The following is a 22,380-nucleotide window of genomic DNA, read 5'->3' as shown; positions in this document are numbered from 1 at the left end:
ATGCAATTAAACTCGATGTTTTAGATTAACTATGCAAAAAAAAATGGAGGGCTAAGCCCTCCATTTAATTCAAGTTATTGTTTTTATTTCTTTTTAGGCCAAAATAGTGCTGAAAGTGCTGGCAGAATAATAATTGCACCTAACATATTTACTAAAAACATAAAGGTTAACAAAATACCCATGTCCATCTGGAATTTAAGTGCAGAAAAGAACCAAGTGCTTACACCTATGGCTAAAGTTAAGCCAGTAAAGATAACCGCACTGCCACGCTCAACCAATGCTTCAAAATAAGCCTGTTGTACTGGCATGCCATTGCTAAGTTTATTTGACATAGTGGAAAGAATATAAATTCCGTAGTCCACCCCAATACCGACACCTAACGCGATTACCGGTAGAGTACTTACGGCAAGGCCAATATCCAGTAATGTCATCAAGGCTTGTGCAAGGGTTGACACCACATAAAGTGGAATAATCACAGCAATCGTCGCTTTAAGTGACTTAAAGCTAATTAAACACAGGAAGAACACCGCACCATAAACATAAATCATCATAGGGAGCTGTGCTTCGCTAACGGCTTCATTAGTCGCGGCCATAACGCCAACTGGGCCAGAAGCTAATTTAAACTGCAATTTATCGCTATTAAGCTCAGCTGCAACCTGTTTAACTTTATCAACAACGACTTCAATCGTTTCTGCTTTGTGATCTTTTAAGAAAAGATAAACCGGCATCACAGAGCAATCACCATTTAGTAGGCCCGATGTTGTAGGCACTTGCCCAACCGCTTGCACTAAGCTCGCAGTGGTGCGAGGCAATATCTGCCATTTAGGGTTACCTTCGTTGAAACCTGAGTTAACCGCTTTAGCAATCGATGCCAAACTCGCTGTAGACTCAACGCCAGGAGTGTTAGCAACCATCCATTCAAATTGATCAATTTGATTAAGCAATGAATGATAAGTACAGGCTTCTGGTGCAGCTTCAACAATAATGGTCATTACATCGGTAGTAATAGAAAAGTGATCTGTAATGAAAAAGGTATCAAGGTTATAGCGCGAATCTTGATGCAGCGCTGGAGCGCCACCTTTTAAGTCTCCAATTTTCATTTGAGTCGCTTGCATATAGCCAACACCATAAAGCACAGCAGTAAAACTTAACACGACAACCGCATATTTTGGTGTTGCAAACTTAGACAAACTACGCCAAAGGTTTTCGACTTTAGCCTTGTGCTCTGGGTTTTCCTGGGCATTAGACAAGTTGGTATAGGAAATAACCAAAGGCAACAAAATTAAGTTTGTTAAGATAATCACTGCCACACCTAAAGAGGCAGAAATAGCTAACTCACGAATGATACCAATATCGATGGCTAATAATGTTAAAAAACCTACCGTATCAGACAATAATGCGATACCACCTGGCACTAATAGGCTTCTAAATGCTGATGCGGCGGCGGCTTTTGTTGCTTGTCCATCCAGTACTCTGCGGCGCACGGCGTTAATCATTTGAACACCATGACTAACACCAATAGCAAACACTAAAAAAGGCACCAGGATCGACATAGGGTCTAAACCAAACCCAACAACAGTAAGCAACCCTAACTGCCAAATAACGGCCATTAAACTACATAGCAATGGCAAGACAGTTAACGTGATTGATTTAGAAAACAGATAAACCATAACAGCAGTAATTGCGATAGCAATTAAGAAAAACAGCAAAACCCCTTTGGCACCATCGGCCACATCACCAGCCATTTTGGCAAAGCCGATAATGTGAATTTTAATCTTTTCGTTTTCAAACTGACCGCGCAGTTGCGTTTCTAACTGCTGTGCAAAGGCGATAGTATCAAGCGGTTTACCGGTATCAGGGTCAAAATCCATTAATTGAGCTGAAACAATTGCTGCTGAATAATCATTTGCAATTAAACGACCCACAATACCTGCTTTTTCAATATTGTCGCGAACAGTATTAAGGCCGTAATCATCGGTTTGAAAGTCAGCCGGAATAACTGGACCGCCCGCAAAACCATCTTCAACCACTTCAGTAAAGCGTGTTGAAGGAGAATAAAGTGATTTAACTTGTGAGCGCTCAACACCGTTGATAAAAAACAGCTCATCGTGCACCTTTTTAAGTGCATCAAAAAATTCGGGGTTAAATATATTACCGCTGGTATCTTCTACCGCAACCATAATCCCATTCGCACCACCAAAATCTTTTTGGTGTTTGGTATAGGTTTGCATGTAGGTATGCTGAAGCGGAATATTCTTACTAAAAGCCGCATCCATTTTAAGCTGGCTTGCTTGGTACCCTAAAAATATCGTGATAAAAATAAATGAAATAATAACCCACATCCGATTACGGAATAAGTGAGTTTCAAAACTATTGACCAGTTTTTCTAACATCTTGTCGGCCCTATTATTGTTGTTTTTGTCTTAGTAAATGTTATTTAGGCAGTTGAAACAGCCCTTTTGAACCCGCAAACCAAATATCGCCTTGCTTGCTTTTCGCTAGTGATACAATGTTTTCACCTTGACGACGCGTAACTATTTCAGCTTTTCCATCATCAACTTTTAAAACAATACCTGCATTTCCAACAAGATATAAATCCCCGTCATTAACTAAAGCACCGTTAATCGATGATTCAACAGGCAATTCAATTTGTTGCCAAACGTCTAAATCAGATGAAGCTTGGAACACATGGCCACGCAAGCCCATTACATAAACATTATTATCGACAGTGATAGCATTAAACATTGACCCATCATAATCAAAGTCTACACGCTCAAAAGAACGTCCCATGTCAGTAGACACTGCAACTAAGCCTAATTCGCCAACCAACAACAAGCGTTGATCATCTAAGTTAATGATTCGATTAAAATGAGGCAACAAAGCCGCTCTTTCAGACAAGTAAAGCTGCTGATCTTGTTGTTTTAAATCATTCAAATAAGACACGTCTTCTTCAAACAATAGTTCTTGATGGAACTCATCTTGCCATGTTTTACCGCCATCTTCAGTGCGATAGAATAAACCATATGCACCAATTGCTATACCATGTTGCTCAGAGAAAAAACGAACGTCTAGAAAAGGCTTTTCTAACTCGGTCGATTGCATCTGTAAAGACCAGGTCATGCCGCCATCATTAGTGTGAATAATAGTCGCATCGTGACCTACTGCCCAGCCTAATGTATCGGTCAGAAAAAAAGCTTTCGTCAATTGGGTGACAACAGGCGTGGAAACTTGCTGCCATTGCTTATCAAATACTAAGACATGACCACGTTGGCCAACAGCGACTAACTTATCACCTGCATTGACAACATCTGTTATTAAAGATGTTTGAGCAAGTGGTTGAATTTGAACTGTTAAAGGATCAAGTTGAGCATTGACCGAAGCAGTATATAAACATGCACTTAATCCTATCGCGACAGCACTGCGAAGCATGCTAACCTTCATACAAACTTCCTTAAGTTTAGGGGCGCAAAGCGCCCCTTTTATATAAAAACTAATATTTAACATCTAGAATTTAACTAACTAATATTGAACAATCTTAGCAAATTAACGAATACCTGCACGACGAAGTGCATCAGGGGTAAAGTTAGACTCTGATAAGTTTGCATCAAAATTATACATACGACCTTCGTTGTCTAAACCCATTGCAAGATAACGACGAGATTGAAGGTCATGGAATATTTCTAAAGTACTCCACATTGTAGGCACTTCATAATAGTTAATAGTATGAGCCGTACCAACACGGTATAACTCGTCACGGTTATCATACATATCTGTTAATGAAACCTGCCAAGAATCTTCGTCAATATAGAAAACACGGGTTTTATAAATATGACGCATACCTTCTTTCAAGGTCGCTTTTACTTCCCAAACACGGTGTTTTTCCCAACGCGCATATTCAGGATTAATATGACCAGGTTTTAAAATTTGGTCATATTTAAGCTCATTTGAATGAAGCTTATAATCGTTATAAGGAATAAATATTTCCTTTTTACCGACTAGTTCCCAGTTATAGCGAACTGGTGAGCCGTTAAACATGTCGAAATCGTCCGTGGTTCTTAAACCATCAGACACTGTACCTGGGGTATCAAAAGCAACGTTAGGTGCCTTACGCACGCGACGTTGTCCTGTGTTATAAGTCCACGCCTGACGCGGTAATGCTTCTTGATCCATGGTTTCTTTTACAAGTAATGCCGTTCCAGCTAAACGTGCTGGCTGTGTTACCACTTGCTTGAAATAGAACAAAGTATTGGTTTCTTTTAACTTGTCTAAAGTAATTTCTGGACGAGTATATTCAAAACGTATTTCTTCAGCATTTTCAACCAGAGTGTATGAACCACTTGAGGTTGGTGCTGCTTGGCTACGATAAGTTTCTACGTCTACACCACGATAACGCAGTATATGGTTCCAAATGACCTCTAAACCATCTTTTGGTAACGGGAATGGAACACCTATCGTCGCACCAGAAATACCATTTCCTTGAGCAACTAATTCAGCTGAAGTGGCATTCACTTTAATGGCATCATAAACATACTGTGGAACAGATGCCGTACGACGAGTTTCATACACATTCATTTGATAGGTATCTGGATACAAATCAAATAGTTTATTCTGACCCGGCGTTAAAAAATCTTTGTACTGTGCTTTATTTGCATTGGTAACAGTAAATAAGATTTTATCATTTGGAAAAGGGTTTAAATGATGCATTCCTTTTTCATATCCAGCAACTGGCTTAGTAATTCCGCCATCCCATGCTGGAATAGAACCATCTGCGTTACCCGCTTTTTCAGCACCCATCGGCGTTAAGCTTGCACCTAACTTAGCAGCATCAGCTTCTGATACTTTAGCTATGGCAACTGGAGCACCTAGTGCAAAAATAACTGCTGCCGATAATATCGTCAGTTTTTTCATTGTTATTATCCTTTTAAATCGAATACTTGACGTTAAACGAGATATAATCTCTATCTTCCATCGCGTTAGTTGTCCCTACACCACCGAAGAAGCTGTTGTAAGAGAAATCTACGCCCCAACGATTTTGATAATCAAAGTTAAGCCCTAAAGCGACTGACTTTTTACCTTCAGTGAATAAAAACATTGGATCTGGTGTAATCCCATCAACATCATGTGAGAAAATAATACGTGGCGCCATGTTAACACCGGCAAAAACGTTATTAAAATCCGCTTTAGCCACTAAACGATAACCCCAAGCAAAATCTGTTGGAAATGGGTTAGTTTCAGGACCATTGTGAACCGCTTGAATAATACCTGGCATATCAGGATTGCCACCTGAACGCGAAGTGCCAGGACCATTTAAGCGTAATTCATCAAAACCTGGCATATCATGGATCCACACACCACCAATTTCGGCCAACATAGTTAAGTTATCTGTTCCTAATGTAGGACCAAATAAGTGTGTCAGTGTCATTTGTGCTTGAGTAGTATCTAGCTGAATAAAGCCATCAACGGTTGCTCCTGGTGCGGCAACATCCATTTGTGAAATACCGTCTAAATCTGGACGAATACCTGCATTAGCCAATTGTTGAGGCATAGCAGCAAAGAGCAATTCAACGTCATCAATCTGAAGAGGTTCATCGACACGATGCGCAATTTCACCAGCAACAGAGGTATCACCCACTAAAGTATTAAAGCTGAATCCATATAGTTGAATATCTTCTGGATAAACAATCTGTGCTTTAGTAAAGGTTTCCATGCTAAGTAGCAATTCACGGTCAATATTACCTTGACTCGCGGCTAATTTAGCATAGTCACCGCCAATACCAGCTGAGGTAAAGTTAGACGCTGTACCACTAATAAGTGGACGGCGACTATGGTAATTCATGTAGTACAAACCAAATTCTGTTTCATTTAATTCAGGAGAATAAAAACCTAGTTTAAGGCCGTACTGGCCATCATCACTTGGTGTCGCTTCATCTTGAATTAATGCTACTTTAGTTGAATATGCTGTCATTGCTGAAGCCATTGCAGGATTAAAACCAGTAGCAGCTGCATTGGTATACAACTTCTTATATTCAGATATTAAAAAGTCTAAGTTAATGTCTGGATTAGAGTTAAAGCCTAATTGTGCATTTTGATTGTAGCCACCAAAACCTGCAAAATCGTTGGTAGCAAAAATAGAACCTGGTGTAGGGACCCACACTGGCTCCCACTGATATTGATAAAACGCTTCAACGTTTAGGTTTTCAGTTAGCCCTAAAGAAGCCCAAACCATACCTTGTGGACGGAAAGCTTCTTTAAGTTCAGCACCTGGAGCATTTAAGATATTCAAATCAACAGGGTTAATTTCACCAATACCATGGGCAATAAGAGTACTCTCACCCCAAGATACAACCTGGTTACCAACTCGAACTGTTAACGGGTTTTGGCCATCATTTAAATCCCAGTTCGCGTAAACAAAAGCATCTAATAAGCGCACATCTTTACATTGCACTTCTGAGGCACGATCATCGGCACATGGATCAAAACTATTACCCGTTAATGGATCATTAAAATCATAATTACCATCGTTTAGTTTACGGTCATAGAAATACATACCGCGGACAAACAGACCATAATTTTCGTATTTGAGGGATAACTCGTGTAATCCCTTTACTATTTCAGAGGTAGTATCACCCTGAGAGTAAAGTAAATTACTTAAATCATTATTACTTGAATAAGAGCCTGGTTCAGCCCAAATTTCAGCGGATGTGTATTTAGTGTTACTAAATGCAGAATAACCAGACCAATCAAATTGTGGTTGATTAACCTTACCAATTTGACCTTCCCAGTCACGTTCACCGACACGCCAGCTAGCGCCGACAGTCCAGGTGGAATCGAAGGTACCTTCTACATCGCCCCAGTCAAATGAGGCAGCAGAAGCATTTTGACTCATTCCAAAACACAAAGCCGACATTACCCCCAAAGTAATTGCCGACTTGTTAAATTTTTTCTTAACAATATTCATTTTAGCTTATCTCCGTAACCTGCTGGAATCGTTGTTATAGGAATTTAAACCAACATCTTGTTAGCCCACAGGCAACACCATTGTTACAGTATTTAACCTTGTTGAGCAAGGCCAAAATAAAGAAAATATATAATAAAATTAACGTGGTTAACGAGAATGCTACAACTAGAATGAGTGCTATATTTGAATTGAGTTTAGGGAACAGAAAATGAGTTGATGACAAATAATTAAATACATTTTATTTCAGTAGTTTATTCAAAATTAGTTTGATAGCTTAACATCAAAATCAATAAATCAAACGTTTGAAGTAATTACTCTAACCTGGTTAGTGACTTATATCTACCTTGACTGTCTAACTCCAACTTAAATTGGCCCTTAATACCATTTAGCGTCAAAAAAGGTCTGAAATATTTAGCGTTAATTTGCAAGTGTCGACCTTTAACATCTGTTAAAGCAACGGAATCACTATAACCCTGATAGTATGAAGAAAACTTTATGTAGCTAATATAAATAGAAAAATAAAACTCCACAGGGCCTCCATATAATATTCAGAAATAAAATTAAAAAGAAGGGAGAGTTAACCCCCTTCGGTTTATTTAGCGTTTAACTGAGCGCTTTATTCACCTTCTCGTAAAGGTCTTTAGATAAGTTAGGCAGATTCTGCAGCGTCATTAATGACTGCTTCATCATTTGCTGCCTGCCGTCATCATACTTCGCAAATTGGATCAAAGGCGTAATCATTCTTGATGCTACCTGCGGATTAGTCTTATTTAGCTTAATCAAAATATCAGTTAAAAAAGCATAACCTGCGCCATCTTTGCGGTGGAATTGATAAGTATTACCAGAAGCAAAAGCACCGATTAATGATCTAATACGATTAGGATTACTAAAGCTGAAGCTATTGTGATGCGTTAACTGTTTAATAGCATCAATCACGTTATCGGTATTGGATAATGCCTGTAACATAAACCATTTATCCATCACTAATGGTGTTGTATGCCATGTAGATTCGAATTTTCCCAATAAATCAGCTAAACAATCAAACTGCCCAACAGTTGCCGCCTTTAGTGCAGCAAGACTGTCTGTCATATTAATTGAATGGTTAAATTGCTCAATTACTAATGGCTCATACTCTTGTGAAACACTCGCAAGCAATAACAAACTCACATTCTTAAATGCACGTTCTGCAGCGTTATCAATAACTGAGAGTTGTCTATATCTTGCTAGTAACTCATCTTGACAAGCTGATGCAATTTCTTCAACAACGAACTCTCTTGCCACTTGCAACGCATCTAAGTCAAGCTTATCAACCTGCTCGATCAGAGAGGATGCAGATGGTAAATTCAATATTTCTGCAACCAAAGCATGATCGAGTGCGGGGTCTAAAATTACGCCTCGAAATGCTTCAATAACGCCAGCGTCAACAGACATGACTTGCTTATCTGCTAACTGTGAAACATTGTCCCAAACCGATTGACTAAATAATTGAACTGAGGCTTCCCAGCGTGCCACCTCACTTGAAGCAAAGCGCATGATATGAACCAATTGTTCAACGTTAAATGCATACTGTAATTTCACAGGTGCTGAAAAGTCTTGCAAGAGAGAAGCAACTGGCTTCTCACTAAATCCTTCAAAGACAAATTGTTGAGAAGATTTTTTAACGTCCAGTACTTGATTGACAATTGAGCTACCGTCAAGATTAATTAACTCGATGCTAAAAGGAATATGTAGATTTTGACCTTTTATTCCCTGGCTTTCAACAGATTGTTTAATCGTTAAAGTGTATAAACCTGTTGTGTTATCAAATGTATCTTCAACCGCAACTACCGGGGTGCCTGCTTGGGTATACCAACGTCGGAACTGTTGTAAATCATTACCGCTGGCATCTTCCATTGCGTTGACAAAGTCATCACAGGTCACAGCTTGCCCGTCATGACGGTCAAAATAACATTTCATTCCAGCTTGAAAACCTTGCTCGCCAAGAATGGTATGCATCATTCTAATCACTTCAGCACCTTTATTATAAACAGTCACTGTGTAGAAATTATTCATTTCTATCACAGATTCTGGTCGAATAGGATGAGACATAGGACCTGAGTCTTCAGCAAATTGCTGATTCTTCATAACCTTAATGGCCTGAATACGATTAACGGCACGTGAACCAATATCAGAGCTAAATTCTTGATCACGAAAAACAGTCAAGCCTTCTTTAAGGCTCAACTGAAACCAATCACGGCATGTCACACGGTTACCAGTCCAATTATGAAAATACTCATGGCCCACAACAGATTCTATGCCGTGATAATCCTCATCAGTAGCACTCGCTTTGTCAGCAAGCACATACTTTGTGTTGAATACATTGAGACCTTTATTTTCCATTGCGCCCATGTTGAAGAAATCAACAGCAACAATCATATAAATATCAAGGTCGTACTCTAATCCAAATCTGTCTTCATCCCACTTCATCGATTTTTTAAGTGATGCCATAGCGTGAACAGATTTGTGTAAATTACCTTTATCAACAAATACCTGTAACTTTACATCGCGGCCAGACTGAGTAATAAAGTGATCTTCAAGCATATCAAAATCACCTGCAACCAATGCAAACAAATAGCTTGGTTTTGGGAACGGGTCTTGCCAACGCACAAAGTGACGGCCAGAACGCGGCATTTCGCCAGTTTCAATTAGGTTGCCGTTGCTTAATAAATAAGGGAATTGGACTTTATCGGCTTCGACTCGAACTGTGTAGGTAGCTAACACATCGGGGCGATCTAAGAAATAAGTGATACGTCTAAAGCCTTCCGCCTCACATTGTGTGCAATATGCGCCATCAGACATATATAAGCCTTCAAGGCTGCTGTTTGCTTCAGGATCTAACGCGGTCGTAATTTCTAATTCAAACTCTGTCTCATCTGTAACAACCACTAATTGACTTTCAGTTTGACGATATTCGCACGCCTTACCATTTAATTTCACCGAAACCAAGTTGAGCTGTTCACCTTCTAATATCAAATCTAATTGGTGTGAGTGAGAACGAGTTATCTTACTCAGTGCTATCACCTTAGTATTCTCACCGTCTAAAATCACATTCAGATCAATATGACTAATAGTAAAAGTTGGTGCGGTATAATCTTTTAAATGCTTAACCTGAGCTTCAGACATTATATTTCCTTGCATAATTTATATTTTTATAACAAAAAACGCGCAAATGCGCGTTTTTAATATATTTTTTTAGCTAGAGACTTGGTGCTTTAGCTAACTTTTTTGCGTCTACCATATCCAGCATAATTAAGGCTGTTTCATCTAAGAATGGATCAGGGACTTTAGCATCTTTGTCATCTTCAATATCATCTAAAGACTTAACCACCTCTAGCCCATCGCTGACACGGCGTTTGTTAGTTCTGTCTAATGCACGTTTTTCATCGTCTTCACGAGATTTTATCCGTGTACTTTCCACTAAAGATATTGTTTTATCATTATGATGCTTTTTGAATTCTGCAATATCTTCATAGATGTAACCAAACTCTACGTCAGCACTTATACGCTGCTTATGCTTGGTATCAAGTTGAGTGACTAATTCAGGGAATATACTACCAAGTGTCCCGTATTGAGCTACAGGAACCTTGTCCCAAGGCAGCGCATTTTTCTCTTCTGACTCACCATATTCACCGGCATCTAATGCACTTGGGAACAAAATATCAGGAGTCACGCCCTTAAGTTGGGTACTGCCGCCATTAATACGATAAAACTTAGCAATGGTGTACTGAACATGGCCAATTGGCTTGTCATACATATCATAAATACGACCTAGGCTTTTATGTTGCTGAACCGTTCCCTTACCAAATGTTGATTCACCTACAATCAGTGCACGTTCGTAATCTTGTAAAGCTGCAGCAAAAATCTCTGATGCTGATGCACTGTAGCGGTCAACCATCACTGATAGTGGGCCGTCATAAGTACTTCTACCATCATTATCGCTATTTTGGTTTACGCGACCATTAGCATCACGAATTTGCACAACCGGTCCTGCATCGATAAACAAACCAGTGAGTAATGTCGCTTCAGTGAGGGCTCCACCGCCATTGCCACGCAAGTCAATAACCACGCCTTCGACTTCAGCTTCTTTCAACTTCGACAATTCTTTAGCTACATCTTCAGATAGGTTCATATAAAAGCCAGGAATTTGAATAACGCCGACTTTACGATGAGCAAATTCACCTGTGGTAGGCTCAATCACTTTAGAATTGGCTGCACGATCTTCTAGACGAATTTTGTCTCGAATAATAGTAACATCAAAAGGTTTAGCATTGGCGCCACCTTTTTTAGGCAAAATCTGCAGCACAACTTCACTGCCTTTAGGGCCTTTGATAAGTTCAACAACATCATCTAAACGCCAACCGATAACATCAACAATGTCTTTACCTTTTTGCCCAACACCAACGATTTTATCTTCCGGTGATAGCTTTTCACTTAATGCAGCAGGGCCACCTGCAACCAAACTTTTAATGACAGTGTAGTCATCGTCCATTTGTAAAACAGCTCCGATCCCCTCAAGGCTTAGGTTCATTTCCATTTGGAAGCGTTCAGCATTGCGTGGTGATAAGTAACTGGTGTGCGGCTCAACAGTTCTAGCAAAGGCGTTCATCACAGTTTGGAATACATCTTCGCTATTAGTTTGACTTAGGCGTTTAATCGCATTGTCATATCGCTTGGTTAAGATCTCAACAATCTCATCCCATTTTTTGCCCGTTAACTTAAGATTTAACGCATCATATTTAACACGTTGACGCCATAACTCATTAAGCTCAGCGTCATCTTTTGGCCATGCAGAATCTTTACGATCGAATTCATAAGCGTCATCTTCTTTTGCAAAATCGAATTCTGTTTGTAGAAGTGTCAATGCATAGGCAAAACGTTCATAACGACGAGTCTGTAGTAAATCAAACATTTTATATGCAGGTGATATATCACCTGCTTTTACCATGTCATCAAACTGACTTTTATATTGGTCAAAGTTATTAATATCTGCTTGAGTCAATACATTGCGGCGATAATCGAGTTGCTCTAAAAATCGTGCGTATATCTGCTCTGAAAAAGCATCATCAAGGTCGAAACGATGATAATGCGCACGAGTAAACAAATTTGTTACTCGTTTACTCGCAGCCTGATGTTGAGGCTCTTGGGCTAGTTTGGGTAACTCGCTGATTTGAATCGTTGGTGAAATTGCCCATGCAGAAAATCCGACGAATGCACAAGCAATTGACGCGGCCAATGTAAGTTTTCGCATCAACAAGTTACTCCTTTAATTTTTATAATAGTATGTGGGCTACACGTACTTTGATGCTCAAGCCAGAATCTAACTGAACATGGACATCTTCTTTCTTAATGTCGGTAATCGTTCCAGCAACTGGCGATGCACCTAACTTCACGTTTACACGTTGGTTGGTAGATAGGTCTTCCATTTTTGCAGGTACTAGATTAACAACCGGCGCAGCTACTTTAACTGGACGCTCTTTTTTAGCTTCTGGTCGAGCTTTAGGAGCCACTTTCTTAGCAGGCTTTTTAGCAGCAGGCTTAGGCGCTTGAGCTTGACGTTTAGCTTTGGCTTTGTCTTGGCTCTCTTTCAACGTGGCTTGAGCATGATCAATATGCTCTTGCTCTAAAGCGCCACATTCATTGCCGTCTAAATCAACACGCTGCACGCCAACTTTAACACCTTTAAGGTATCTCCAGCTGCTAGTGTAACGACGCAAAGCAACGCGAAGTTGTGTTTTACTAACCCTAGAATCATCAGCTAACCGTTCAGCCAAATCTTGAAATAAACCAATTTTTAATGGCTTTGTGTCGCCCTCTGCAATAAAGCATGCAGGAAAGGTTTCATATAAAAACGCTAAAATTGCGTTGGTGTCGGTCAACTTGTCTGTTGATTCCATTTTTACTTCCACGTTAAATAAGGGGACTAAATCGGCAGATATAAATAAGCCTGTAGTCGTTCATCTTTTGCTAAGATTTTCAGTTTACTGACACTTAGCCTACAAATTAGCATTAACAGCCGTTCTGCTAAAGCCTCTGAAACAAACTCTAACAAATTTTCAGCTATTTACACTAGCATCTATTTGGCTTTTCACAGATATGTGAATGCTCAAGCAGGCTATTATAAAGCTCACAGCAGCGATTGCGACAATCATTTACTATTTTTTGCCTGCAATTTAATCAAATAGGCAAGTTTCAAACTGTTTTACCAGTAATTCAATCCCATCTTGATCATCTTGGTCAAAACGATTGAGTGATGGGCTGTCTATATCAAGTACCGCAATGACCTTACCATTTTGGCGAACAGGTACAACGATTTCTGAATTACTGGCCGAGTCACAGGCAATATGTCCTTCAAACTGATGTACATCGGCTACTCTTTGGGTCTGATTTAGTGCAGCGGCGGTGCCGCAAACACCCTTACCCCAGGGTATTCTTGTACAAGCAACTTTACCTTGAAACGGACCAAGTACAAGTTGCTCATCTTTAGTGATATAAAAACCGGCCCAGTTTAAATCATCAAGATTGTCGTTTATTAATGCTGAAAAATTTGCCATTGCAGCAACAATATCGTCCTCACCTGCCATTAAGGCTTCCACTTGACGAGTTAACGTTCGATAAAACTCAACTTTCATTGTAATTCCTTGATCCCAAAATATTACTTTAACTAATTTAACCCATAGGTTAACAGTAGTTTTTATTATTTGAAATTAATCTTGTTTAACGGTCTTCTTCTTTGGCTTTGTTTCTGCTGGTGTAGCCGTTTTAACAACACCACGAAGTACATTAGATAATTCGTCTTTATTATTTGCTAAATAGAAAGCAAGTTGTTCGCAGGTAGCGTCATCTAAATTAGCATCAGAAGCAGCTAGAAATGGTACTAAATTATCGACTATATCAAGCATTTTGTCGTAGGCATCGGCTTCTTTCTTCGATGTGAAAGTCATTTTCTCAACCCCTTCTCTTACCACGACAAATTGAGTTATCACTGCCATGAACATATCTCCACTGTTTTTATATACAGTGCCAAGGTTGACATAGTTAAAGGGTAATACGCAATAGTCATCAACATAATAATTGACTTGTTTTATGATTTTGTTCGATATTGCTCATTAAATTTTTAAATGTCGTATAATATAAGCAGCTTAATGATAAGGAAAATTTAAATAATAAACATAATGCCAGAGCCTAAGCTATTTAAAGCAGTCATTCTTTGTCGCTCATGCGATTTAGTTATTCGAAAGCGCGCATTGCCTTCTAATGTCAGGGCGCTGTGTCCGCGATGCGATACAGCTCTGTATGACACACCCTATTGCTCTATAAACGGCCTTTTAGCTTTATGTATCACCTCACTTATTTTATTTTTACCTGCTAATTTGTTACCTGTACTTGAAATTAACTTTCTAGGCAGTATTCGTACTACCACCGTTTTTGAATCTGCTGTAGCGGTATGGGGACAGGGATACTGGATTGTAGGTTTGGCCGTGATAGCCTCCGCAGTTGCCGCTCCTGCGTTGTTAGTCTTATCTATTCTATTTCAAGTATTAATTATAAAGTTTAATTTAACCTCTTCTTTTTGGCAGCAAACGTTCCGCGGCCTACTCAAAAATCATGGTTTACTTTCTCAATTAACAATGCTCGAAATTTATGTAATTAGTTTTTTAGTCTCGGCATTTCAGCTATCTGACTTTTCTGATGTTTATTTCGGCATGGGAACATTAAGCTTTTGTTTATTATTCTTATCAATTCTATTTTTACAGCGTGAATATAATCTTGAGCATATGTGGAGTTTTGTGAATGACTGATAATAACGAAGTCACTCATTCGACTTTGTCACAAGCAGAAGTTGATAAAGGTAACCAATTAACCTCATTAGCGCCTCAGGGTCAGAAGATGGGGGTGTGTTTATGTCTGGTGTGCAAAAAAGTTAATCCGACAACCGAGCAAAATTGTAGTCGCTGTCATTCACGCCTGAGCACCCGAAATTATGCTAGTATTCAACAAAGTTGGGCTTTATTAGTCACAGCAACCGTTTTGCTGGTCCTAGCGAACATTTATCCAATTACCTTACTAACCAATCGTGGTGTAGTGACTAACGATACAATATTTAGCGGCATTGCACATCTTGTCCATTTAGGCCTTTACCCGATTGCCATCATTGTGTTTACTGCCAGTATTCTTGTACCTTGGCTTAAAATTTTCGGACTGGGGCTGTATTTATGTGCCATCAGCTTTAATATCCCTATTTCTAAACGAAAAATGATGATCGGCTTTCACATTATTGAATGGATTGGGCGCTGGTCAATGTTAGATCTATTTGTTATTTCACTCACTGTGGCATTAGTGAATATGGGGCAACTATTAGATGCAAAACCCGCTCCTGCGGCAACCGCCTTCGCATTAGTAATATTATTAACACAACTCGCAGCAAAAGTGCTGGACACTCGCTTACTTTGGGACCGCTTGGAAACTCATAATGACGCAAATTGAATCGCCAAAAGTTGTAAAGAAAAAACTATTTTCTCCTATCTGGTTACTCCCTATTGTTGCTTTGGTACTTGGCACTTGGCTAGGCATAAAAAGCATTAAAGAATCCGGCGTTGAAATAAACATTCACTTCCCGAGTGCAGCAGGCATTGATATCGGTAAAACCTTAGTAAAATATCAAGGGTTAGCTGTGGGTAAAGTCACGGATGTCAGCATTGATGAAGATCTTAATGGCGTAAATGTAAAAGTCGTTATGGACTATCGTGCAGATCCTTTTTTGAACAAAAACACTCAGTTTTGGTTAGTTAAACCAAAAGCCAGTATTACTGGTGTTGAAGGACTTGAAACGCTATTTTCGGGTAATTATATTGCCATTCAACCGGGAGATGGTAAATCACGCACTAATTTTGAAGCACAACGAGAGGCACCAGCTATTACTCCTGGTAGTGAAGGCATGGTTATTGAACTTCATACCGATAAGCTTGGCTCTATTGACGTAGGTTCATCTATCTTTTATCGACAAATACCTGTTGGTAGTATTGTAGGTTATCGATTATCAGGTAGCTCAAATGTTATTATTAGCGCCTTTATTCAGGAGCAATATTCGCATTTAGTGCACTCTGACTCTCGTTTTTGGAATGCATCAGGCCTCAGTATTGATGCCTCACTATCTGGGGTCAAAATCAATACCGAAAGTCTTGCTTCAATTTTAGCAGGTGGCATTAGTTTTAATACCGGCAGTGAAACCACTCAAGCTGAGAATGGGGATATTTTTAGTTTATTTGAAGACGAAGAGCATGCTAACGGCGGCTTAGTATTTAATCTGCACTTACAGAATGCCGAGGATATTAGCGAAAACGCGAGCTTGGTTTATAGAGGCGTTACTGTCGGTAAAGTTGAAAAACTTGCATTAACTGACACAGGAGTAACGTTACAAGCTGCAATTGAATTACAATATCGCTCATTATTAGCAGCGGATTCTCGATTTTGGATTGCCGGTGCGGACATTTCTTTTGCTGGTGTGAAGAATCTATCACGCTTAGTGACAGGCAATGTGATTAATATTTTACCTGGCACTTCTTCTGCTGCAATACCGTCAAGTTACCCGCTTGAAACCCAGGCTCCAGATCTACTTAAACAGCAGAAGTTATTAATAAACTTAACATCAGACTCACACACTGGTATGAGTATTGGAGCACAGGTCAGGTATAAACAACTACCAATAGGAAAAATTATTTCGACCCAATTGACTGAAGATTTTAGTGCGGTTAAGTATCAGGCTGAGATTTATCCCGAATTTAAATCACTTATCACTCAGGGCAGTTTTTTTGTAAGTGAACAGGCAATCAAATTAGACGCATCCTTAGATGGAGTTAAATTTGAAACACGTGATTTAACAACATTACTTGAAGGAGCGATAACATTAGTTCCCAGTCGAGCTAAGGAGACCGTCAAGTCAGGTAGCGCATTTACCATTTATAATAGTATCGATTCTGCACAGCAGTTATTTACTGAACAACAAAAACTTAAATTGACTGTTATTAGCCAAGATGGTGCAGGCTTAAGTGAAGGCGCACCCATTTATTATAAAAAAATGCCTATTGGTCACATTACAAAAATTGAGTGGCAAGCTAAAGAAGATTTATTTGCACTGCATTTATCTATTGAACAGCAGTTTAAGCAGTTACTGCAACCTAAAACGGTATTCTGGCGTAATGATGCTGTGACAGTGAATGCAAGTTTGGCGGGAGTGCAAATTGATGTAGCACCGCTTGCAGGGGCAATTAAAGGCAGTATTTCACTCGGTTTTATTGATGATGAGCTGTTTGAATCAGTTGATACTAAAACGTTATCGACACAAACCAAGATAGTATTTAATAATCAACTTTTTGACAATCAACATTTAGCCTTAACCCAGGCAAAACCAATTGCTATTGTTTTACCCGCCAATGCTAAAATTGAACCTAACTCCCCTATCCGTTTCCGTGGCCATCAAATAGGTGAAGTGAAACAAGTTAAGTTAACTAAGGATTTATCTCAACAGCATGCTACTGCTTATTTATATGGAGAATATGCTAAGCACTTTAGTAAACAAGACTCTGAATATTTTGTTGTTGAAGCACAAATCTCGCTTGCTGGTATAAAAAATGTTGATACGCTAATCACGGGTGCGTACATTGGTGTATTGCCGGGGACATCTAATATTACTAGCGACCAGTTTGAAGCAAAAATGGCTGTTCGCTATGATGCAAACCGCCCAAAAGATGCCGTTAGCTTTACCTTAATCGATAATCAATTGGGGTCAATCAAAGTCGGCACGCCTCTATTTTTCAGAGGCATAGCCATCGGCCAAATCGATGCTTACGAGCTATCAAGTACAGGCCAACAAGTCACTATGTTTGCTCATATCCGTCAAGAGTATGCTCACCTTGTTAATACCAGCAGTCAGTTTTGGGATGCATCAGGAATTAAACTTGAGGTTGGTATTTTTTCTGGGGCACAAATTGAAACGGGTTCACTTGAAACGCTACTCTCAGGAGGAATTTCAGTGGTGACTAAAGACATCACAACAGCTGTAAATAAGATTTCACCTTCAACTGAGTTTTTGCTACAAAACAGCATGGATAAAGAATGGCAAGAGTGGAGCCCAGCTCAAGATAAGTAAATCAGGCTTGTTACATTTTTTAAAGGCGAAGTAATTATTTTACTTCGCCTTTTTTTAAAATTATCAATTCTATCAATCAAACAGATTATTGGTTAATTGGATAGACCAGATCAGCGTGTTTTACTGATATACTCGTTATAAAATTACACCTAGGCAATCAGCATATCTATACTAAACAATGATATGTGACACTTTATGAAACTGTTAAAACCTTTATTTGATAATAACCGCCGCTGGGCTGAGCGTATTAATCAAGAAGATCCAACCTTTTTCCAAAAACTGGCCAATCAACAGAATCCTGAATACCTTTGGATTGGGTGTTCCGACAGCCGTGTTCCATCCAATCAAATTATTGATTTAATGCCGGGTGAAGTCTTCGTCCATCGTAATATTGCCAATATGGTAATCCATACCGATCTTAACTGTTTATCCGTCTTACAATATGCGGTAGACGTTTTAAAAGTTAAGCATATTATGGTCGTTGGGCATTATGGTTGTGGTGGTGTAAAGGCGGCTATGCAAAATCAACGTCTTGGTTTAATTGATAACTGGTTAGGGCATTTACGCGACATCCATCGTATTCATCAAGATGAATTAACCGGTTTAAATGAAACCGCGCGTTTTGACCGTCTTTGTGAACTAAACGTCATCGAGCAAGTGGCTAACGTTACCACATCCACTATAGTCCAGGAGGCTTGGCATAGAGGTCAAAATGTCTCTGTTCATGGCTGGATTTATGGAATTAATAATGGATTATTAACCGATTTAGGTGTGACGGCCGATCATGATACCGCATTAAGAACCTAGTTCACATTACCCTATTAGCAATGCGCATTTGATATAAACACACTTTATGTTCTTAATAAGTTACTCTTAACTGAATGCAATTTTAACAGAGTAACTTTCTAAAAAAGTCGATGCGTAGGAAACAAAATCTTGTAAGTATATGCCGCTTTATAGTTTCTTACTTTTTTACTTTAGTTGAATATGTTAAAAAATAACAAAAAAGCCTCATTGATTTATCAAAGAGGCTTTTATATTTTGGCTTCAAAGTTTGAAGCCATTTTCAATAACAATGAAAAGTGCTTGAGCAAATTGAAATATTACTAACGCACCGAAGAACAACATCACTAACGAGTAGATTCTACTTTTATTATTATCATTACGCCTAGGCGCCATAGTCGTACTTTCCCAAGCACTTACCCTCAATAACCATCTCATTAATGATTACTGAGGATTAATTGTATCTGTTAACCAATAACGGCTAAACCACCCATATATGGACGCAATACTGCAGGCACTGTAATAGTACCATCTGCATTTTGATAGTTTTCTAATACTGCCACTAAAGTACGTCCAACCGCTAAGCCCGATCCATTTAATGTATGTAATAAAGCAGGTTTATTATCCACTTTATTACGATATCTAGCCTGCATGCGACGCGCTTGGAAGTCCTTCATGTTTGAACAAGAAGATATTTCACGGTAAGTATTTTGGGCAGGTAACCAGACTTCAATGTCGAATGTTTTACTTGCGCCAAAGCCCATGTCACCAGTACACAATATAACTGTACGGTAAGGTAGTTCGAGCGCTTCTAAAATGCTTTCAGCATGTTTAGTTAACTCATCTAATGCGGCCATTGAATGGTCTGGGTGAACAATTTGCACTAATTCAACTTTATCAAATTGGTGCTGACGAATTAAACCTCGAGTATCACGACCGTATGAGCCTGCTTCACTTCTGAAACATGCTGTTAAGGCCGTCATTTTTATCGGCAATTCGGCTTCATCAACAATCGTGTCACGCACCAAGTTAGTTAGAGGGACTTCGGCTGTTGGGATCAAAGATAAGCTTTGTGCTTCTTCAGTTGCAGGCTTGGTGTGGAATAAGTCTTCACCAAACTTAGGCAACTGACCTGTGCCCAGTAAGCTATCTTCATTGACTAATAACGGCACATAGGCTTCGGTATAACCATGTTTACTAGTATGGGTATCAAGCATGAATTGACCAAGAGCACGATTTAAACGCGCGATTTGACCTTTCATCACAATAAAGCGCGAACCGGTAATTTTGACCGCATTTTTAAAATCTAGACCTTGGAGTGCTTCGCCTAAATCAAGGTGATCTTTAACTTCAAAATCAAACGATTTAGGTGTGCCCCAACGTCTCACTTCTACGTTGTCGTTTTCATCTGCACCTTGTGGAACAGCATCGTCAGGTAAGTTAGGTAAGCTCATTGCAATTAAGTTTAACTCTTGCAATAACGCGGTTAATTCGGTTTTTTTAGCATCTAACTGGGCACCTAAATCACCTACTTGCGCCATGATCGAACTGGTATCTTCACCACGAGCTTTTGCTTGGCCTATCGACTTAGAAATCGCGTTACGAGAAGCTTGTAACTCTTCTGTTTCGACTTGTAGCGTTTTGCGCTTGTCTTCTAATGTGGATAAGTGTTTTACATCCAAAGTAAAACCTCGGGCAGCTAAACGCTCAGCTGTGACTTCTAGTTCGTTACGCAAAAATTTTGGATCTAGCATGTTGTTAGTTCTTTTTAGTTAAACGCGTGAAAAAATCAGCTGCTGACCTAAATACACCATGAATAAACACAGTGATACATTCAGCAACACATTAAGCATACTTTTAAACCATAAACCCTGCTGCATCAGCAATAAGGTTTCATTGGAGAAAGTAGAAAAGGTAGTTAATGCCCCAAGTAAGCCAACACCAACCAGTGACTTTACTTCAGGGCTTAAATGGCTCAGTTGCCCTAAGGCATAAACTATCCCCATTAGAAACGATCCTAATACATTGACCAACAGTGTACCAAAAGGAAAACTGCTTCCAAATACTTGGATCATAAAAATTGAAATAAGATAACGTAAAACAGCACCTATTGACCCACCTAACGCAACAAATAGAATATTAGTCATAGCGTTTGTGCTCACTTTGGCGATTACGTTGCTCAAGGTTGGCTAATTTATCTTGTATACGCTTTTCAAAACCACGGTCTGTTGGTTGATAAAAATGACTGTCGAGTAAAGATTCTGGGAAATAATTCTCTCCCGCAGCAAATGCGTCAGGTTCATCATGGGCGTAGCGGTATTCTTGACCATAGCCAATATCTTTCATTAATTTGGTAGGAGCATTACGTAAATGGTTGGGTACAGGTTCATGCCCAGTTTGTTTTGCAAGCTCTCTGGCCTGTTTAAATGCGGTGTAAACAGCATTACTTTTTGGCGCGCTGGCTAAATAAAGTACCGCTTGGGCTATAGCACGCTCACCTTCAGCAGGTCCTAAGCGAAGAAAGCAATCCCAGGCATTTAACGCAACTGTCATTGCCATCGGGTCGGCATTACCAATATCTTCAGATGCAATAGCTAATAATCGCCTAGCAACATACAAAGGATCACCGCCACCCTCTAGAATACGGCAGAACCAGTATAAAGCGGCATCAGGGGCGGAGCCACGAACCGATTTATGAACCGCTGAGATTAAATCGTAAAACTGATCGCCATTTTTGTCATAACCTGCAACTTGATGACCGGCTACTTGAGTAAGCATATCAAGGCTGAATTGACCTTTATCGATTACCAGATCGCTCATTAACTCGATTAAATTTAGCGCTTTTCGGGCATCGCCATCACATATTTGCGCCAATGACTTAGCGACTAAACTAGGCAATTCAAGTTGTCTTTTACCCAAACCGCGCTCATTATCCATTAATGCTTGTTGCGCTATTTGGATAATTTCATCATCAGTTAACCGATTAATGAGATAAACACGCGCACGAGATAATAAAGCATTATTGATTTCAAAAGAGGGGTTTTCAGTGGTTGCGCCAATAAAAATCACCGTACCATCTTCAATAAAAGGTAAAAATGCATCCTGCTGACTTTTATTAAATCGATGTACTTCATCAACAAACAATAAGGTGCGTTGTCCACGGCTTTGGGCGATCGCTTTAGCTTGTTCAATAGCAGCACGGATGTCTTTTACACCTGATGTTACCGCAGAAATACGCTCAACGTGAGCATTGGCATAATGGGCAATAATTTCGGCTAAGGTGGTTTTACCGGTCCCAGGTGGCCCCCACAACAACATAGAATGGGCACGATTTGCCTCTAAGGCTTTACGTAAGGGTTGCCCTTCACCTAATAGATGTTTTTGGCCTATGTATTCGCTAATTTCACGCGGCCGCATTCTTGCCGCAAGTGGGCGAAAATCAGGCGCGAAATCA

17 protein-coding genes are annotated in these 22,380 nt (G+C 39.5%); 4 read left to right on the top strand and 13 right to left on the bottom strand.

Going from position 1 to position 22,380, the window contains the following annotated elements:
* Positions 1 to 83 precede the first annotated feature (83 nt).
* The 10 genes from ACRWQN_RS10170 to ACRWQN_RS10125 form a co-directional block, all read right to left on the bottom strand.
* Positions 84 to 2,393 (bottom strand): efflux RND transporter permease subunit, encoded by a 2,310-nt coding sequence (locus ACRWQN_RS10170; RefSeq protein ID WP_434926001.1) that lies wholly within the window; start codon positions 2,391 to 2,393, stop codon positions 84 to 86.
* A gap of 40 nt (positions 2,394 to 2,433) precedes the next feature.
* The gene (locus tag ACRWQN_RS10165) at positions 2,434 to 3,441 is read right to left on the bottom strand and encodes a WD40/YVTN/BNR-like repeat-containing protein (RefSeq protein ID WP_434937559.1); all 1,008 of its coding nucleotides are present in this window, start codon (positions 3,439 to 3,441) and stop codon (positions 2,434 to 2,436) included.
* 102 nt (positions 3,442 to 3,543) lie between these two features.
* Positions 3,544 to 4,908, bottom strand: a complete 1,365-nt coding sequence (locus tag ACRWQN_RS10160) for a DUF1329 domain-containing protein (RefSeq protein ID WP_434925999.1) — start codon at positions 4,906 to 4,908, stop codon at positions 3,544 to 3,546.
* A 13-nt stretch (positions 4,909 to 4,921) separates the two neighbouring features.
* The gene (locus ACRWQN_RS10155; protein ID WP_434925998.1) at positions 4,922 to 6,958 is read right to left on the bottom strand and encodes a DUF1302 domain-containing protein; all 2,037 of its coding nucleotides are present in this window, start codon (positions 6,956 to 6,958) and stop codon (positions 4,922 to 4,924) included.
* Positions 6,959 to 7,269: 311 nt separating this feature from the next.
* Positions 7,270 to 7,488 carry a DUF2835 family protein gene (locus ACRWQN_RS10150; protein ID WP_434937557.1) on the bottom strand — a complete coding sequence of 73 codons (219 nt, stop codon included), beginning with the start codon at positions 7,486 to 7,488 and terminating at the stop codon, positions 7,270 to 7,272.
* A gap of 73 nt (positions 7,489 to 7,561) precedes the next feature.
* Entirely contained in the window at positions 7,562 to 10,120 is a 2,559-nt protein-coding gene (gene pepN, locus ACRWQN_RS10145; protein ID WP_434937555.1) for an aminopeptidase N, read from the bottom strand.
* A gap of 73 nt (positions 10,121 to 10,193) precedes the next feature.
* The gene (prc, locus tag ACRWQN_RS10140) at positions 10,194 to 12,245 is read right to left on the bottom strand and encodes a carboxy terminal-processing peptidase (RefSeq protein ID WP_434937553.1); all 2,052 of its coding nucleotides are present in this window, start codon (positions 12,243 to 12,245) and stop codon (positions 10,194 to 10,196) included.
* 22 nt (positions 12,246 to 12,267) lie between these two features.
* Positions 12,268 to 12,891: an RNA chaperone ProQ gene (proQ, locus tag ACRWQN_RS10135; protein ID WP_434929834.1), complete on the bottom strand. Its 624-nt coding sequence runs from the start codon at positions 12,889 to 12,891 to the stop codon at positions 12,268 to 12,270.
* 276 nt (positions 12,892 to 13,167) lie between these two features.
* Entirely contained in the window at positions 13,168 to 13,626 is a 459-nt protein-coding gene (locus ACRWQN_RS10130) for a GAF domain-containing protein (protein ID WP_434925994.1), read from the bottom strand.
* Between the two features lie 75 nt (positions 13,627 to 13,701).
* Positions 13,702 to 13,986 (bottom strand): YebG family protein, encoded by a 285-nt coding sequence (locus ACRWQN_RS10125; RefSeq protein WP_434937551.1) that lies wholly within the window; start codon positions 13,984 to 13,986, stop codon positions 13,702 to 13,704.
* A gap of 183 nt (positions 13,987 to 14,169) precedes the next feature.
* Here ACRWQN_RS10125 and ACRWQN_RS10120 point away from each other — a divergent pair, with 183 nt between their 5' ends.
* From ACRWQN_RS10120 to can, 4 genes are all read left to right on the top strand, one after another.
* A complete protein-coding gene (locus ACRWQN_RS10120) occupies positions 14,170 to 14,796 on the top strand; it encodes a paraquat-inducible protein A (RefSeq protein ID WP_434929837.1) in 627 nt (208 codons plus the stop codon).
* A gap of 88 nt (positions 14,797 to 14,884) precedes the next feature.
* Positions 14,885 to 15,481, top strand: coding sequence for a paraquat-inducible protein A (locus tag ACRWQN_RS10115; protein ID WP_434929033.1), 597 nt, complete (start codon positions 14,885 to 14,887; stop codon positions 15,479 to 15,481).
* Positions 15,468 to 18,143: an MlaD family protein gene (locus ACRWQN_RS10110; RefSeq protein ID WP_434937549.1), complete on the top strand. Its 2,676-nt coding sequence runs from the start codon at positions 15,468 to 15,470 to the stop codon at positions 18,141 to 18,143. The genes ACRWQN_RS10115 and ACRWQN_RS10110 overlap by 14 nt, the downstream gene beginning before the upstream one ends.
* 195 nt (positions 18,144 to 18,338) lie before the next feature.
* Positions 18,339 to 18,950 (top strand): carbonate dehydratase, encoded by a 612-nt coding sequence (gene can / locus ACRWQN_RS10105; protein WP_434937548.1) that lies wholly within the window; start codon positions 18,339 to 18,341, stop codon positions 18,948 to 18,950.
* A gap of 443 nt (positions 18,951 to 19,393) precedes the next feature.
* Here the strand turns inward: can and serS are convergent, their stop codons facing one another.
* Genes serS through ACRWQN_RS10090 form a run of 3 tightly spaced genes read right to left on the bottom strand, consistent with a single transcriptional unit; the run spans position 19,394 to position 22,343 of the window.
* Complete coding sequence (serS, locus tag ACRWQN_RS10100) at positions 19,394 to 20,680, bottom strand: serine--tRNA ligase (protein WP_434937546.1); 1,287 nt, start codon at positions 20,678 to 20,680, stop codon at positions 19,394 to 19,396.
* Positions 20,681 to 20,698: 18 nt separating this feature from the next.
* The gene (gene crcB / locus ACRWQN_RS10095) at positions 20,699 to 21,073 is read right to left on the bottom strand and encodes a fluoride efflux transporter CrcB (protein ID WP_226410047.1); all 375 of its coding nucleotides are present in this window, start codon (positions 21,071 to 21,073) and stop codon (positions 20,699 to 20,701) included.
* Positions 21,066 to 22,343: a replication-associated recombination protein A gene (locus tag ACRWQN_RS10090; RefSeq protein WP_434940638.1), complete on the bottom strand. Its 1,278-nt coding sequence runs from the start codon at positions 22,341 to 22,343 to the stop codon at positions 21,066 to 21,068. Before ACRWQN_RS10090 ends, crcB begins: the two co-directional genes overlap by 8 nt.
* Positions 22,344 to 22,380: the final 37 nt, after the last annotated feature.

It is taken from the genome of Shewanella sp. HL-SH8, from assembly GCF_051165765.1.
Taxonomy (GTDB): domain Bacteria; phylum Pseudomonadota; class Gammaproteobacteria; order Enterobacterales; family Shewanellaceae; genus Shewanella; species Shewanella glacialimarina.
This window is presented reverse-complemented; position numbering and strand designations above follow the sequence as displayed.